This window comes from Actinomadura sp. KC06 (genome assembly GCF_004348735.1).
Taxonomy (GTDB): Bacteria; Actinomycetota; Actinomycetes; order Streptosporangiales; family Streptosporangiaceae; genus Spirillospora.
Genome location: NZ_SMKT01000188.1, coordinates 1 through 14,760, shown reverse-complemented (window position 1 = coordinate 14,760; position 14,760 = coordinate 1). Strand labels below are relative to the sequence as shown.

The following is a 14,760-nucleotide window of genomic DNA, read 5'->3' as shown; positions in this document are numbered from 1 at the left end:
CGCCGGACCTCGCCAGACCGCCGGACCTCGCCCGGCCGGAGGGGCGCGGGCGGGGGGTGAGCGGGCCGGGACCGTAGAATTCGCGATCATGAGTGGTCGCCGGTCTGCCGTCCCGTACCTGTCGGAGCTGTTCTCGCTGGAGGGCAGGGTCGCGGTGGTGACGGGCGGCAGTTCGGGCATCGGCCGGGCGATCGCGGAGGCGCTGGCGCGGGCGGGCGCGTCGGTCGTGGTCGTGGCGCGGCGGGAGGCGGAGCTTGCGGCGACGGTCCGGGAGCTGGAGGGACACGGCTGCCGCGCCGCCGCGGTCAGCGCGGACCTGGGGTCAAGGGCGGGCGTCGCGGCGGCGGCCGACGGCGCGGCGGCGGCGTTCGGGGAGCCGGACATCCTGGTGAACGCGGCGGCGGTCAACCTGCGGCCGCCGATGGACGAGCTGGGCGAGGACGTGTGGGACACCACGATGGCGGTGAACCTGGACGCGCCGTTCCTGCTCGGGCAGCGGTTCGGTCCCGCGATGGCGGGGCGCGGCTTCGGGCGGCTGATCCACATCGCCTCGCAGCAGGCGTTCCGGGCGTCGGTGACCAGCGGCGCGTACGGGGTGTCGAAGGCGGGGCTGGTGGCGCTGGCGCGGTCGCAGGCCGAGGCGTGGTCGGGCCGCGGCGTGACGGCCAACACGCTGGTGCCGGGGTTCGTGATGACGCCGCTGAACGCGCGGCTGTCGTCGGACCCGGCGGCGGTGAAGGCCCTGGCCGAGCGGACGTTGACGGGCCGCAACGGCCTGCCGGGGGACTTCGCGGGCGCGGCGGTGTTCCTGGCGTCGGCGTCGGCCGCCTACGTCACCGGCCAGTCGATCTTCGTGGACGGCGGCTACTCCGCCCACTAGCCCGCCCCGCCCGGAAGCCGGGCCCGGCCCACCCCGCCGCGCCCGCCCGCTAGGGCCAGAGGCCGGTGGCGCGGACCGCGTCCTCGGGACGGTCGGCGTGGACGATGCCGCCGACCGGGCGCCCGTCCTGGTCGTGGACGCGCCATCCGCCGAGCTGCACGACGGGGACGGTGCCGCGCCGCATCGCCAGGGCCAGCTCCGACAGCGTCCCCCATGATCCGCCGACGACGATGACGGCGTCGGCGGCGTTGACGATGAGGGTGTTGCGGGCCTGGCCGAGGCCGGTGGGCAGCGCGACGGTCAGGTCGGGTCCGGCGGCGGCGCGGTCGGCTTCGGGCAGCACCCCGACCGCGATCCCGCCGGCGGCGCGGGCGCCGGCGGCCGCCGCGGCCATGACGCCGCCGTGCCCGCCGCAGATCACCACGGCGCCGCGGGCGGCCAGGAGCCGCCCGGTCTCGTGGGCGTGGTCCCATTCGGGCTCGGTGCATTCGCCGGGCCCGCACACCGCCACCTGCACCGCCGTCCGCGCGGCCACGGCCCGGGCGCCGCTACCCGGCGCCGTGGCGGGCGGCGATGGCGTCGATGGCGGCGGCGAGGTCGAAGTCCTTGCCGGTGAGGCCGCCGGCGCTGTGGGTGGTGAGGGTGAAGGTCAGGGTGCGCCAGCGGATGTCGATGTCGGGGTGGTGGCCGGCGTCCTCGGCGGCGCGGGCGACGTCGGTGACCACGTCGATCCCGGCGGGGAACGAGGGCGCCTCGACCTGGCGGCGGATGGCGTCGCCGTCGCGTGTCCAGGCGGGCAGGTCGCGCAGGAGGCCGGCGACGGCGGTGTCGTCGAGCGTGTCGGCCATCGTGTTACCTCCGTGTTCGTCGGCGAGGACGGCCTTTCCCCTCCGAGTACATCACGGCGCCGCCGGGCCGGCGGGGGCCCGGGTCAGGGCGCGTCGTCGCGGGGCGGGTCCTGGGCCGCGCCCTCCCCCGCGATCTGCCGCGTGACCCGCGCGGTGACCTCTACGGCGACTTCCGCGGTGGCGTCGGCCCACACGTCCCCGGCGGGTTCGGCGGTCGCCTCGACCACGACGGCCGCCGCCGGCGCTGCGGGGCGGGCGGCGGGACGGGTGGCGGTGGTCCAGGTGGTCTTGGCGACGTCCACGACGACGTCGCGGGAGACGTCGACGATGAGGCCGCGCAGGGTGTCCTTCATGGCGAGCTTGAGCGCGTCGCGGATCAGCTCGCGCAGGACGGCCTCGATCGCGGCGGTGGTCGCGCGGGCGGCGGCGTGCAGCGCCAGGTCGCGGGCGGTGCGGGCGAAGGCGCTGCCGGCGGCGGCGGTGAGCAGGTCCCCGGCGGTGCGGGCCGCGGCGGCGAGGGGCGCCAGGTCGGCGTCGGCGACGCCGGTGTCGCGGGCGGCGCGCCCGGCGGCGTCGCGGGCGCGGTCGCGCAGCCCGGCGGCCAGGTCGCGGGCGGCCTGCTCGGCGGTCTCGCGGACGACGCGGGCGACGACGTCCCGCCCGGCGATCATGGCGGCGTCGACGGCGGCGTCGGCGACGGTGTCGACCGCGGCGTCCACGACGGTCCTGGTCGCGGCCTGGACGACGGGGGCGGACACGGTCGCGGTGACGGTGCGTCCGGCGACGTCGCGGGCGGTGGCGGCGACGTCGCGGGCCAGGGGGCTGGCGGTGGCCAGGCGGCGCGCGGCAGCGGCGACGGGGTGCCGCGCGGCCTGCCGTCCGGCCTGCTCGGCGAGGGTCATGGCGGTGGCGGCGGCCTCGAACGCGCTGGCGGTGGCGGGGTTGGCCGCGGCGGCGGCGCGGGCCTCGGTGACGGCCCGCTCGGCCGCGGCGGACGCGGCCTTGACGGCGGCGTCGCGGGCGGCCTGCTCGATCGCCTTCATCGCGGGCGTCCCCGACACCTGCTCCAGGATGCGGGTCGCGGCGAGGGCGGCGGCGTCGCGCGCGGCGGCGGCGACGGGCTCGCCTGCGGTGACGGCGATCCGGGCGGCGGACGCGGCGGCGGGGGCCAGCCCGTCCCAGATCTCTTCCAGGCGTTCGGCGGCGGCCCGGTCGGCGCGGCCGGCGCGTTCGGCGAGCCCGTCCCCGGGACGCTGCGCGCCGTCCCCTTCCGCCTGGTCCTTCTTCTCAAGGTCCCGGTGAGTTCCCTCCGGGTCCACGGTGTCGTTGTCGTCCACGGCCACGCCCCCTCCTCGCGATCCGCCCCACAAATCACCATAACTTCCGAAGTCGGCCACCGGTTCCGGTGAGCGCGCCCCGATCCGCGCCGTGCCGCCCGGGGTCAGCGGCCGCAGGACGGGCAGGCTACGCGGGTGCGGCGGGCGTAGGCGCGGGCGGCGACGGCCATCCCCGCGCCCCACAGCAGGTAGGAGGGGACGGCGACCCAGAAGAACGCCTCGGGCAGGTCCAGCCCCCCTTCGGCCGGGAAGGGGTTGCGGCCGTTCAGCCGCTCCCAGAGCATCTGCAGCAGCATCAGCCCGAAGTAGACGGTGAGGGCGCCGGAGATCGCGGCGCCGGGCCACAGCACCAGCCGGCGGGGGACGCGGCGTCCGCCCAGGCCGGGGACCGGCCGCGGCCACGTCCGCCCGAAGGAGTGGACCAGGGCCAGCGGCAGCAGGCTCCCGCCGAGCAGGAACCCGGCCTCGAACAGGATCGCCGACGGCCCGCCCGACAGCGGTGACTCGCCGAACCCGACCGCGGCCTGCGCGGCGATCCGGGCCAGGCATCCGGCGACGGCGAGGTAGGCGGCCCACAACGCCCACGCGGGGGTGGCGGCCAGCGGGCCGGGCGCGCCGGCCCGGCGCCCGCAGCGGCCGCAGCCGGCGCGGGCGCGGCGGGCGTGGGCGAGGGCGGACAGCCCGGTCATGATCCCGGCGGCGGCGCAGGCGGCGCGGCTGAGCGCGCCGAGCGGGTAGAACCGGATGCCGAGACCGGGCAGGACGCCGCCGACGACGTCGAGCAGCAGCAGCGCCGAAGACGCGACCAGGCAGGCCGCGATCGTCCACGCCGCGGCCAGCAGGACGCGGCGGGGCAGCGGCGCCAGGGCGTCCGCGCGGGGGGCGGCGAGCGCGGCCAGCACGAGCGCAGCGGCCCCGCACAGCGCCGCCGCGGCCCAGCCGGTGAAGACGACCAGGTCGGTGCCGACGGGCGACAGGTCCCCCGGCCGGCGCCCGGACGCCCAGTACACGCGCAGCGCGCCGTAGGCGCCGACCCAGGCGAGCGCGACCAGCGGCAGCCGCCGCCCGGCCGTCAGCCGCCCCACCAGGCCCCGCAACCCGGCTCGGCCGCCGTCGGCGTGGTCAGTGACGTCGGTGCGGTCGGCGGGGTCGGTGAGGGTGGTGGCCATGAGCAGATCCTGCGGCGTGCGCCCGCGCCGCCGCCTCCCCGCCGGGGCCGATCCCGCTCCCCCGCGCGGGGGAAACGCGCCCCGCCGGATAACCGGTTGGCCGGGCCGGGGCGCGGCGGGTAGAGTCGCGTCCGGACTCGTGAGGAGGTGTGGACGTATGGCCGTCGTTGCGGTGGCTGCTGCCCGCAGCATTCAGCCCGTCCTCACTTCCCGGGCCGCCGGCTGACGCGCTAACCGCACCAACCGCACTGTTCGTTGCGGCGCGTCCGTGCCGGGGCCCCTTTCACGCGAAGGTTCCGACATTGTCTTCCGCTTCAGCGGGGTCGTCGCCGCTGGCCGCCTACGGCTGGGACACGACCCTGGAGAACGAGTTCACCTCTCATCGCGCCGCGGGGCTGATCCCCGCGCGCGTGGCCGCGGTCGACCGCGGCCTGTGCGACGTGGTCGCCGAGACCGGCCCGTTGCGGGCCTCCGCCGGCCCCGTCCCCGCATCCCTCTCCCCCGGCGGCCCGTCCGGTGATCCCGCGGGTGATTCCGCGGTGGCGCCGTGCACGGGCGACTGGGCGGCGCTGCGTCCCGACGGCCCGGACGGGCGTCCCGCGGTGGCGGCGCTGCTGCCGCGCCGGACCGCGATCGTGCGGTCGTCGGCGTCGCGGGACTCGCGCGGCCAGGTGCTGGCCGCCAACGTCGACACCGTCGCGATCGCGGTGTCGCTGGCCGCCCGGCTGGACCTGGGCCGGATGGAGCGGCTGCTCGCGCTCGCCTGGGAGAGCGGCGCGCGGCCCGTGGTCGTCCTCACCAAATCCGACCGGGCGCCCGGCGCCGCCGAGGCGCTGGCGGAGGCGGCGGCCGCCGCGCCGGGCGTGGACGTGGTGGCGTGCAGCGCCGCGACCGGCGACGGCGTGGACGTGGTCCGCGCGATCCTGTCCGGGACGGTGGTGCTGATCGGGCCGTCGGGCGCGGGCAAGTCCACGCTCGGCAACGCCCTGCTCGGCGCCGAGGTCCTGGCCACGGGCGAGGTCCGGGAGCAGGACGGCAAGGGCCGCCACACCACCGTCCGGCGGGTGCTGCTGCCGCTGCCGGGCGGCGGTGTCCTGATCGACACGCCGGGGCTGCGCGGCGTCGGCCTGTTCGAGGCGTCCGAGGGCCTGGAGCGGACGTTCGCCGACGTCGAGGAGCTGGCCGCCGGGTGCCGGTTCGGCGACTGCGCGCACCGCACCGAGCCGGGCTGCGCCGTCCTGGCCGCGGTCGAGGACGGCACGCTGCCGCGCCGCCGCCTCGACAGCTACCGCAAGCTGCTGCGCGAGAACGAGTGGGCGGCCTCGCGCACCGACGCGCGGCTGCGCGCCGAACGGGAGAACCGGTGGAAGTCGGTCAGCAGATGGCAGCGGCAGATGTACAAGGAGCGGGGGCGGGACCGATGAGGTGGACGACCAGGCCGGAGCGGCCGGGCGACCGCGGCGCGGTCCGCGCGGTGGTCGAGGCGGCGTTCCCGACGGCCGCCGAGGCGGACCTGGTGGACGCGCTGCGCACCGACCCGGCGTGGGCGCCGGGCCTGTCGATGGTCGCCGAGGACCCCGGCGGCGGTGTCGCCGGGTACGCGCTGGCGACGCGGTGCCGGGTCGGCGAGGGCCCGGCGGAGGTGTCGGGGGCGCTGGCGCTGGCGCCGGTGGCGGTCCTGCCGCGGTGGCAGCGGCGCGGCGCGGGCGGCGCGGCGGTCCGGGCCGTCCTGGACGCGGCGGCCGCGCGTGCGGCGGCCGGCCGCGGGGAGCGGCTGGTGGTGGTGCTCGGCCATCCGGAGTACTACCCGCGGTTCGGTTTCGTCCGGGCGTCGTCGCTGGGCGTCGGGGTGGCGTTCGCGGTGCCGGACGAGGCGCTGATGGCGCTGGTGCTGGACGGGCCGGGCCCGGTCCCGTCCGGGACGGTCGCCTACCCGCCCCCGTTCGGCGTCTGACCCGCCCCGCGTGAGCCGCGTGAGCGGCGTGTGAGGGCGGGGCCGCGGCCCGGTTCGCAATTCCGGGTCGCGGCCCCGCCCTGCACGTCACCGGCCGCGGCGCTGATAGGTCCGCACCGACAGCGGGACGAACACCGCCAGCAGCAGCACCGACCAGCCGAGCGTGGCGGCGACCGGGTGGGCCAGCGGCCACGCCGGGTCGGCGCCCGGCTCGGCCGCGCCGGGGTTGCCGAACAGGTCGCGGCAGGCGGCGGTGAGGGCGCTGACGGGGTTCCAGTCGGCGATGACCTGCAGCGCCGTGGGCATCCCGGCGGTGGGGACGAAGGAGTTGGACAGCATGGTCACCGGGAACACCAGCGGGATGAGCTGGTCGGCGGTCTGCTCGTTCTTCACCACCAGCCCGAGGTAGCATCCCGCCCAGCTCAGCGCGTACCGCATCAGCGCCAGCAGCAGGAACGCCTCGACGGTGGGCCATACGCCGCCGTGGGCGCGCCAGCCGACCAGGAGCCCGGCCGCGGCCATGATCGCCAGGCCGAGGACCCCGCTGAGCAGTTCGGCGCCGGTCTGCCCGAACGGGACGGCGGAGCGGGCGACGGGCATGGACCGGAACCGGTCCATGACGCCGCGGGAGGCGTCGGTGGCCACGCGCAGGGTGACGGCCATGGTGGCGGTGAAGGTGACCATCGCGAACAGGCCGGGCATCAGGTACTCGCGGTAGTTCCCGCCGCCGGGCACGGCGATGGCGCTGCCGAACACGTACCCGAACAGCACCACCATCGTCGCGGGGAAGATCAGCGCGCCGACGAGCTCGCCGGGCGCCCGGCGGAGGCGGGCGAGTTCGCGTCCGATGAGGGTGAGGCCGTCGGTGAGCGTCCAGCGCAGCCGCCCGGCACGGGACGCGGACACGGTCGGAGGCCGGGACGGGGGCGGGGGCGCGGTGAGCGCGGTCATCGCACGGCCTCCTCGCGCCGCTCGGGCCCGCCGGCGGCCCCGCCGGGAGCGCCGGGGTCGGCCGTGCCGGCGGGGTCGCCGGTGAGGCGCAGGAACACCTCGTCGAGGGTGGGGCGGCGCAGCGCGACGTCGGCGGCGGTGACGCCGGCGCGGTCCAGTTCGCGGACGACCTCGGCGAGCCGGACGGCCCCGGCGGCCAGCGGGACCGACAGGCGGGCGGCGTCCAGGGCGGGGTGGGCGCCGGCGAGGCGGTGCAGGACGTCGGCGGCGGCGCCGGCCGCGGCGGGGTCGTCCAGCACGACGTCGAGCCGGTCCCCGACGGAGGCCTTCAGCCGTTCGGGGGGACCGGTGGCGATGACGCGGCCGTGGTCGACGACGGCGATGTCGTCGGCGAGCCGGTCGGCCTCCTCCAGGTACTGGGTGGTGAGCAGGACGGTGGTGCCGTCGGCGGCGAGCTCGCGGACGGCGTCCCAGATCTCGCCGCGGCCGCGGGGGTCCAGGCCGGTGGTGGGCTCGTCCAGGAACAGCACCTGGGGCCGCAGGATCAGGCTGGTGATCAGGTCGAGGCGGCGGCGCATCCCGCCGGAGTAGCCGGCGACCTGCCGGTCGGCGGCCTCGGCGAGCCCGAACCGGTCCAGCAGCTCCTCGGCGCGGCGGCGCGCGTCGCGGCGCGACAGGTGGTACAGGCGGCCGAACATGCGCAGGTTGCCGCGTCCGGTGAGCTTCTCGTCGACGGCGGCGTACTGCCCGGCCAGCCCGATCCGCTCCCGGACCCGGTCGGGGTGGCGGGCGACGTCGTGCCCGGCGATGCGGGCGTGCCCGGAGTCGGCGTCGGCGAGGGTCGCCAGGATCCGCACTGCCGTGGTCTTCCCGGCGCCGTTGGGTCCGAGGACGCCGCAGACGGTCCCGGCGGGGACGGCGAGGTCGAGGCCGTCGAGGGCCTGGGTGTCGCCGAAGCGCTTGCGCAGCGCCTCGGCGACCACGATCGGTTCGTCGGTCACGAGCGGCCTCCAGCACCATCTGAGTACGATGTACGCAACTAATGCGTGCCAGCGTAAACAACTGGGTACGTCGTACGCAACTAGGATGCTGCGGGAGCTAGACGAGGAGGCCCGATTGTCAGGCGGCGAGTTCGTGAGCATCTGGTCGGTCCCCGAGCGGCCCGAGCGGCAGGGCCGCGGGCCCCGCCCCGCCTACTCCCGCGCACAGATCACCGAGGCGGCGATCCGGATCGCCGACGCCGACGGGCTGGACGCCGCGTCCATGCGCCGCATCGCCGCCGACCTCGGCACCGGCGCGATGTCGCTGTACCGGTACGTCCCGTCCCGCGACGACCTCCTCGACCTGATGGCCGACCACGTCCTGGCCGAGATGGACATGCCCGCCCGCCCGTCGGGCGACTGGCGCGCCGACCTGGCCCTGCTCGCCGAGCGGACCCGCGCGGTGTGGAAGCGCCACCCCTGGCTGGCGGGCCTGCACCGCCCCCGCGCCGTGCCCGGCCCCAACCGGCTGCGGCTGACGGAGTTCGCGTTCGGCGCGCTGGACGTCGGCATCCCCATCGACGAGATCTTCACCCTGCTGGAGATGCTCGGCGGCTACGTCGAGCGGGTCGTGCGCGGCGAGATCGAATGGGCCCGCGAGAGCGAGCAGAGCGGGATGACGCCCGAGCGGTGGATGTCGCAGAGCGGCCCCTACGTCCGCCGGCTGCTGGAGACCGGCGCGTACCCGATGTTCGAGCGCATCGTCATCGACGCGCGCCTGCCGCACATGACCCCCGACGAGCAGTTCCGCTACGGCCTCAACCGCGTCCTGGACTGCATCGCCGCCGTCCTCCCACCCCCCTGACGCGAGGGTCTTGCGGTCTCCCCGGCAGGGATCGAACCTGCGCTTCCGGCTTCGGAGGCCGGTGCTCTGTCCGCTGAGCTACGGGGAGTGGACCCCGCCCCCAGGGTGACAGCGGGGGCGGGGCGGCGACCCCGATGGGATTCGAACCCACGGCGTCCGGCGTGACGGGCCGGTGCTCTGACCGCTGAGCTACGAGGTCGTGAACGTCGACGACCGCACCGGGAACCGGCCGGCCGCCGGAGACGGGAACGGCCGCGCTTCCGGAGAGGAAGGCGGCCGCCGCGCGCGGGGGCGCGGACGTCAGGGGGCCGCCGGCCCGGTGGCGCGGGCCCGGTCGCGATCGAGGCGTCGGGGCGTCATGACCGCTCCCTCCCGTGGCCGCGGCGCCGGGCGTTCCGGCGTCCGTGATCTCCAGAGTGCCCCGCGGCCTCCGCGGCCGCAACGGGTTTTCCCGGCGGGGACGTTTCCATTGAGTGGAACGATGAAGTTCCCGGACGCGCCCGGCATGGCGAGGGTGGAAACCGGGGATCTGCGTGCGTGCGCGGGTCCGCGCGCACGACCCCGTAAGCGAGGAGGAGCGATGGCGTTGCTCGACCCCGGCGTCTGGACCGGGAAGATCTTCGACGGCGGCTGGACCGCCGCCGACGGCGGCGTCTACGACGTCACCGAGCCCGCGACCGGCGGGACGCTCGGCACCCTGGGCCAGGCCTCCGCCGCCGACGTCCAGCGCGCCGCCGAGAACGCCGCCTCCGCGCAGCGCGACTGGGCCGCCCGCACCTACGAGGAACGCGCCGCCGTGCTGCGCCGCGCCGGGCGGCTGTTCGAGGACCACGCCGCCGAGATCCAGGACTGGATCGTCCGGGAGTCCGGGTCGATCCCGCCCAAGGCGGAGCTGGAGGCGCACTTCGCGGCGAGCCTGTGCTACGAGTCCGCGGCGCTGGCCTCCCACCCGCAGGGGCTGGTCCTGCCGTCGGCGCAGCCCCGCTGGAGCCTGGCGCGCCGCCGCCCCGCCGGCGTCGTCAGCGTGATCGCCCCGTTCAACTTCCCGCTGATCCTGTCGATGCGGTCGGTCGCGCCCGCGCTGGCGCTCGGCAACGCCGTCCTGCTCAAACCCGACCCCCGCACCGCGGTGTGCGGCGGCGTGACCCTCGCGCGGATCTTCCAGGAGGCCGGGCTGCCCGAGGGCCTGCTGCACCTGCTGCCCGGCGGCCGCGAGGCCGGCGAGGCGGTCGTGGCGGCGCCGGAGGTGCGGGTGGTGTCGTTCACCGGCTCCACCGCCGCCGGACGCAAGATCGGCGAAGTGTGCGGGCGGCTCCTCAAACGCGCCCACCTGGAACTCGGCGGCAACAACGCGCTGATCGTCCTGCCCGGCGCGAAGGTCACCGACGCGGTGTCGGCCGGCGCGTGGGGCGCGTTCCTGCACCAGGGGCAGATCTGCATGACCTCCGGGCGGCACCTGGTCCACGAGAGCCTGCACGAGGAGTACGTCGCGGCGCTGGCCGACAAGGCCGACAAGCTGCCGGTGGGGAACCCGGCGTCCGGGCCCGTCGCGCTCGGGCCCATCATCGACCAGGGGCAGCTCGCGCACGTCGACGAGCTGGTGCGCGGCACCGTCGCTGCCGGGGCGCGCCTCGCGGCGGGCGGCACCCACGAGGGCCTGTTCTACCGCCCGACCGTCCTGGCCGAGGTCACCCCGGACATGCCCGCCTACGCCCAGGAGGTGTTCGGGCCCGTCGCGCCCGTGGTGCCGTTCGCCACCACCGAGGAGGCGATCGCGCTCGCGGCGGCCAGCGAGTACGGGCTGTCGCTGGGCGTCCTCGGCGACGTCGGGCAGGCCATGCGGATCGCCGACGCGGTCCCCACCGGGCTGGTCCACATCAACGACCAGACCGTCAACGACGAGCCCGTCGTCCCGTTCGGGGGCCTGGCGGCGTCCGGGAACGGGTCGCGGTTCGGCGGGCCCGACGCCAACATCGAGGCGTTCACCGAGACGCAGTGGGTCACCGTCCGCGACCAGATCGCCACCTACCCGTTCTGACCCCGCCCGCCCGGCCGCCCGCATCCAGGGGCGGGCGCCGGGCGCGGCGGCCCGGCCGTCAGGGCCCGCTGTCACGGCTGGTTGTCAGGGCGTGTCGTGGTCGTGCAGGGCGCGCGACAGCGCCACCCACTGGTCGGGGTGGACGAACGCGACCACGGCGTCGCGCGGCACCCCCGCCGCGCGCAACGCCGCGTCCACCCGCGCCCCTGGATAGGCCCGCCGCAGCGAGGCGCGCAGGGTGCCGCCCACACCGCTGAACCCCAGGTCGACGCAGCGGACGTAGTCGTCCATCGCCCGCGGCGGCAGCAGCGGGCGGGGGCGGCGGTCCAGGCGCAGCACCGCCGCGTCCACGCGCGGGACGGGACGGAACCGGTCCCGGGGGATGCGGGCCCCCAGCCGCCAGGAGAACTCCGGCCACGTCCGCACCGTCAGGCGGCTCCACCGCCCGTAGTCGCCGGTGCGCTTGCGCGCGTACTCCCGCTGCGTCACCAGCGTCGCCGACACCAGGCCGGGCGCGTCCAGCGCCCACGCCACGATCCGGGACGTGACCGAGTACGGGATGTTCCCCGCCAGGTGGAACGGCCCGCGCGGGGGCCGGGCGGCCAGGAAGTCCCCGGTCACGCAGCGCACGTTCGGCAGGTCGCGGCAGCGCTCGGCCAGCCGCCGCGCCATCACCGGGTCGATCTCGTAGGCGATCACGCGGCGGGCGCGCCCGGCCAGCGCGGCGGTGACGCGCCCGTCGCCCGCGCCGACCTCCACGACCAGCCCGCCCGGCCCGTCAAAGACGGCGCGGGCGTAGCGGGCGATGATGTCGGGGTCGGCGATGAAGTTCTGCGACAGCTCGCGGCGCGCCCGCCCGCGCGCCGCGCGTGCGTCGTGACGGGTGTTGCCAGTGTTTCCGGAGGTGCTGCGGGTGTTCCGGGTGTTGTGGGGCTTTGGGGTCACGGTGGGTGTCCTCGGCTTGCGGCCTCGGCGGGCCGGTCGCGACGGGCCGCACCCGTGGCTCACCCCGGGAAGCGCGCAGCGCGTGACCGGTGCCCGGCGGGCCCGCCCGAAATGGTCGGCGGACGCTCGAAGGCCCTGGACACCGCAGGCGGAAGACACCGCGCGAAAGACACCGCAAGCTGATGACTCTGTGAGTCAGATGACACCGTGAGTCAGGTGCCGATGGCGGCGGGCGGCCGAGACGGCTCGGCGGGCCCGCCGGAAAGGGGTCAGGCGCCGGTGCGCGCTGGGCGGTCCAGGGCGGGGCGACGCTCACGCAGCCGGACGTACGCGGCCACGGAGACGGCCACCCGGACCGCGCTCTTCGTCATACCTGACATGCGCGCCATCGTAGCGCCGGGCCCGCGCCCGTCCCAAAACGTTTTCGCGCCTGACACGTGACCGGACCTTAAAGGTCGCCCGCCATCCCGTTTAACCCTCTTGACGTGGGCAATCACAAACCCACAACCCCCGGAACCGGAACCCCGCGGCGAGGTCGAGGAGGCCACATCGTGTACAGCACGCACGAGATGCGGATGGTCCGGATCGAAGAGTCCGGGCTCGAGGAATGGGCCTGCCCCACCTGCGGCCGCCGGATGCTGCTGCGCTGGCCACCGCACTACGAGAAGCGGATCGTCGAACCCGGCGACGAACGGGCCGGCCACGTCGGCAGCTCCGCCGACACCCCGGCGGACCCCCAGGCGGACACGCCGGCCGGGATGCCCGCCGCCCCGCAGAACGGCGGTCAGAACGGCGGTCAGAACGGCGCGGCGGACGACACGCCGCCGCAGCAGCGGGTGAGTGAACGGCAGTGGCGCAACGCGCGCCGCTGGCTCCGCGAGACCGGCGTGGACGCCACGCCCGCACCGGCCGCCCGCACCCGCCTCGACCCCTCCGAACCCGTCTGACCCACGAACCGCCAGGTGAGGGCGCGCTACCGCGTGTCAGGCGTCAGGAGCGGGCCAGTTCCGCGCGCAGCAGGTCCAGGCCCATCGGGCCCAGATCCAGGGCCCGCCGGTGGAACTCCTTCAGGTCGAACGCCGCGCCGTCCCGCCGCCGCGCCGCCTCCCGCGCCTCCAGCCAGATCTTCTCCCCCAGCTTGTACGCGATCGCCTGCCCCGGACGCCCCAGATACCGGTCGATCTCGAACGCCACCACCGAATCGGGGTCGGGGCCCTTGTTGGCCCGCAGGAACTCGAACCCCAGCTCAGGCGTCCACCGCTCCCCCTCGTGGAACCCCGTCCCCGCCGGGATCCGAAGCTCCAGATGCATCCCGATGTCCAGGATCACCCGCGCGGCGCGGAACTGCTGACCGCCCGCCAGCATCCCCAGCCGGTGCGCCGGATCACGGTAGTGCCCCAGCTCGTCCATCAGCCGCTCCGCGTACAGGCCCCACCCCTCGCAATGCCCCGGGTACAGCTCGCTCGACACCCGCTGGAACCGGTTCAGCACCGGGTTCAGCGTCGTCACCCCCAGCTGCAGATGATGACCCGGCGCGCCCTCGTGGAACATCGTCGACGGCGCCGACCACGTCACGATGTCGCCGGACGGGTCCTCCTCCACCGTCCACCACACCGTTCCCGGACGCGACAGGTCCTCCGCCGGCGCCAGATAGTAGATCCCCGACTCCACCGGCGGGATCCGGCAGTCGATCCGCCGCAGCGGCTCCGGAATGTCGAAATGCACCCCGTCCAGATCCGCGATCGCCCGGTCGGCCAGCTCCTGGATCCACTTCCGGAACGCCTCCGCGCCCTTGATCCGGTGCGCCGGATCGGCGTCCAGCGCCTCCAGCACCGCCGGCAGCGGCTCACCCGGCAGGATCCGCGCCGCCTCCTCCGCCATCTCCGCCTGGATCCGCGCCAGCTCCTCCCAGCCCCACGCGTACGTCTCCTCAAGATCCAGGTCCGTGCCCAGGAAGTCACGCACCCCCAGCCGGTACCGGTCCGCGCCCAGCGCGTCCCGCTCCGGCGCCCGCGCCGCCAGCTCACCGGTCAGGAACCCCGCGAACTCCACCAGCGCCGCCGACGCCGCCCGCACCGCCGCGTCCAGCCCGCCCCGCAGCGGACCGTCCCCGTACCGCGCCGACAGCTCCGCCAGATACACCGGGACGTCCGAGCACTCGCGCGCGTTCCGCACGACCTGCCGCCGCGCCGCCACCCGGCCCCGCGCGCACGCCCGCTCCAGCGACACCCGCAACCCCGCCAGCGCCTCCGGCAGCGCCCGCACCCGGGCCTGCGCCGCCTTCCAATCGGTCGCCGCGCCCTGGTCCAGCAGCTCCACCGCCCGGATGATCCGCTGCACCGGCCCGTCGATCGTGTCCAGCGCGCCCTCCAGCACGCCCGCCTCGTCCAACGCCACCTCGACGTCGAGCCGCTCCCGCAGCATCGCCGCCGCGATCCGCCCCGCGTCCCCCTCCACCGGAGTCCGCGCCAGCTCCGCCAGCGTCCGCCGCGCCAGCTCCACCCGCGCCTGCGACGCCTCCGGACCGTAATCGGTCAGCCGCGCGTCCTGCCCGGCGATACCCATCAAGGCCGCAAGACACGGGTCAAGCGAAGCGAACTCGTCCACATACCGGTCTGCGAGGTCATCCAGTGCGGTCACGGCCCCAAGGCTACGGCCAACCCGCCCAAAGACGCGATCATGAAAATGTGCCAAAGCGGCGGGCCGGTCAACGTGTTTCGGCCGCCAGCCGCACACCCAGGCCCACCAGCACCACCCCCGACACCTGATCCAGCCGCCGCCGCACCCCCGGAC

The 14,760-nt window shown here is 76.2% G+C and carries 14 protein-coding genes and 2 tRNA genes; 6 read left to right on the top strand and 10 right to left on the bottom strand.

Annotated features, from left to right (window positions below; genetic code table 11):
• Positions 1 to 88: 88 nt before the first annotated feature.
• A complete protein-coding gene (locus tag E1287_RS36795) occupies positions 89 to 880 on the top strand; it encodes an SDR family oxidoreductase (protein WP_131969905.1) in 792 nt (263 codons plus the stop codon).
• A 49-nt stretch (positions 881 to 929) separates the two neighbouring features.
• Here E1287_RS36795 and E1287_RS36790 read toward each other — a convergent pair whose 3' ends face one another.
• The 4 genes from E1287_RS36790 to E1287_RS36770 form a co-directional block, all read right to left on the bottom strand.
• Complete coding sequence (locus E1287_RS36790; RefSeq protein WP_207934678.1) at positions 930 to 1,415, bottom strand: TIGR00725 family protein; 486 nt, start codon at positions 1,413 to 1,415, stop codon at positions 930 to 932.
• A gap of 13 nt (positions 1,416 to 1,428) precedes the next feature.
• Positions 1,429 to 1,728 (bottom strand): 4a-hydroxytetrahydrobiopterin dehydratase, encoded by a 300-nt coding sequence (locus E1287_RS36785; protein WP_131969904.1) that lies wholly within the window; start codon positions 1,726 to 1,728, stop codon positions 1,429 to 1,431.
• A gap of 83 nt (positions 1,729 to 1,811) precedes the next feature.
• Positions 1,812 to 3,071: a hypothetical protein gene (locus E1287_RS36780; RefSeq protein WP_165969385.1), complete on the bottom strand. Its 1,260-nt coding sequence runs from the start codon at positions 3,069 to 3,071 to the stop codon at positions 1,812 to 1,814.
• Positions 3,072 to 3,169: 98 nt separating this feature from the next.
• On the bottom strand, positions 3,170 to 4,234 hold the full coding sequence (locus tag E1287_RS36770; RefSeq protein WP_131969901.1) for a hypothetical protein: 1,065 nt from the start codon (positions 4,232 to 4,234) through the stop codon (positions 3,170 to 3,172).
• A gap of 302 nt (positions 4,235 to 4,536) precedes the next feature.
• On the opposite strand from E1287_RS36770, the gene rsgA reads away from it, so the two are divergent.
• On the top strand, positions 4,537 to 5,658 hold the full coding sequence (rsgA, locus tag E1287_RS36765; RefSeq protein WP_131969900.1) for a ribosome small subunit-dependent GTPase A: 1,122 nt from the start codon (positions 4,537 to 4,539) through the stop codon (positions 5,656 to 5,658).
• Positions 5,655 to 6,188: an N-acetyltransferase gene (locus E1287_RS36760; RefSeq protein ID WP_131969899.1), complete on the top strand. Its 534-nt coding sequence runs from the start codon at positions 5,655 to 5,657 to the stop codon at positions 6,186 to 6,188. The genes rsgA and E1287_RS36760 overlap by 4 nt, the downstream gene beginning before the upstream one ends.
• A gap of 87 nt (positions 6,189 to 6,275) precedes the next feature.
• On the opposite strand, the gene E1287_RS36755 is transcribed toward E1287_RS36760, so the two are convergent.
• Together E1287_RS36755 and E1287_RS36750 are read right to left on the bottom strand one after the other, a co-directional pair.
• Complete coding sequence (locus E1287_RS36755; RefSeq protein ID WP_131969898.1) at positions 6,276 to 7,139, bottom strand: ABC transporter permease; 864 nt, start codon at positions 7,137 to 7,139, stop codon at positions 6,276 to 6,278.
• The gene (locus E1287_RS36750; protein WP_243719686.1) at positions 7,136 to 8,140 is read right to left on the bottom strand and encodes an ATP-binding cassette domain-containing protein; all 1,005 of its coding nucleotides are present in this window, start codon (positions 8,138 to 8,140) and stop codon (positions 7,136 to 7,138) included. The genes E1287_RS36755 and E1287_RS36750 overlap by 4 nt, the downstream gene beginning before the upstream one ends.
• 85 nt (positions 8,141 to 8,225) lie before the next feature.
• Here E1287_RS36750 and E1287_RS36745 point away from each other — a divergent pair, with 85 nt between their 5' ends.
• The gene (locus E1287_RS36745; RefSeq protein WP_131969896.1) at positions 8,226 to 8,984 is read left to right on the top strand and encodes a TetR/AcrR family transcriptional regulator; all 759 of its coding nucleotides are present in this window, start codon (positions 8,226 to 8,228) and stop codon (positions 8,982 to 8,984) included.
• Between the two features lie 16 nt (positions 8,985 to 9,000).
• Here E1287_RS36745 and E1287_RS36740 read toward each other — a convergent pair.
• A tRNA-Arg gene (locus E1287_RS36740) sits at positions 9,001 to 9,072 on the bottom strand.
• A gap of 38 nt (positions 9,073 to 9,110) precedes the next feature.
• Positions 9,111 to 9,183 (bottom strand) — tRNA-Asp (locus tag E1287_RS36735).
• Between the two features lie 381 nt (positions 9,184 to 9,564).
• Between E1287_RS36735 and E1287_RS36730 the strand changes: the two genes are divergently transcribed.
• A complete protein-coding gene (locus E1287_RS36730) occupies positions 9,565 to 11,022 on the top strand; it encodes a benzaldehyde dehydrogenase (RefSeq protein WP_131969895.1) in 1,458 nt (485 codons plus the stop codon).
• An 84-nt stretch (positions 11,023 to 11,106) separates the two neighbouring features.
• On the opposite strand, the gene erm is transcribed toward E1287_RS36730, so the two are convergent.
• A complete protein-coding gene (gene erm, locus E1287_RS36725) occupies positions 11,107 to 11,967 on the bottom strand; it encodes an ErmE/ErmH/ErmO/ErmR family 23S rRNA (adenine(2058)-N(6))-methyltransferase (RefSeq protein WP_131969894.1) in 861 nt (286 codons plus the stop codon).
• Positions 11,968 to 12,518: 551 nt separating this feature from the next.
• Between erm and E1287_RS36720 the strand changes: the two genes are divergently transcribed.
• Positions 12,519 to 12,914 carry a hypothetical protein gene (locus E1287_RS36720; protein WP_131969893.1) on the top strand — a complete coding sequence of 132 codons (396 nt, stop codon included), beginning with the start codon at positions 12,519 to 12,521 and terminating at the stop codon, positions 12,912 to 12,914.
• Positions 12,915 to 12,957: 43 nt separating this feature from the next.
• Here E1287_RS36720 and E1287_RS36715 read toward each other — a convergent pair whose 3' ends face one another.
• A complete protein-coding gene (locus E1287_RS36715; RefSeq protein WP_131969892.1) occupies positions 12,958 to 14,607 on the bottom strand; it encodes a DUF885 domain-containing protein in 1,650 nt (549 codons plus the stop codon).
• Positions 14,608 to 14,760: the final 153 nt, after the last annotated feature.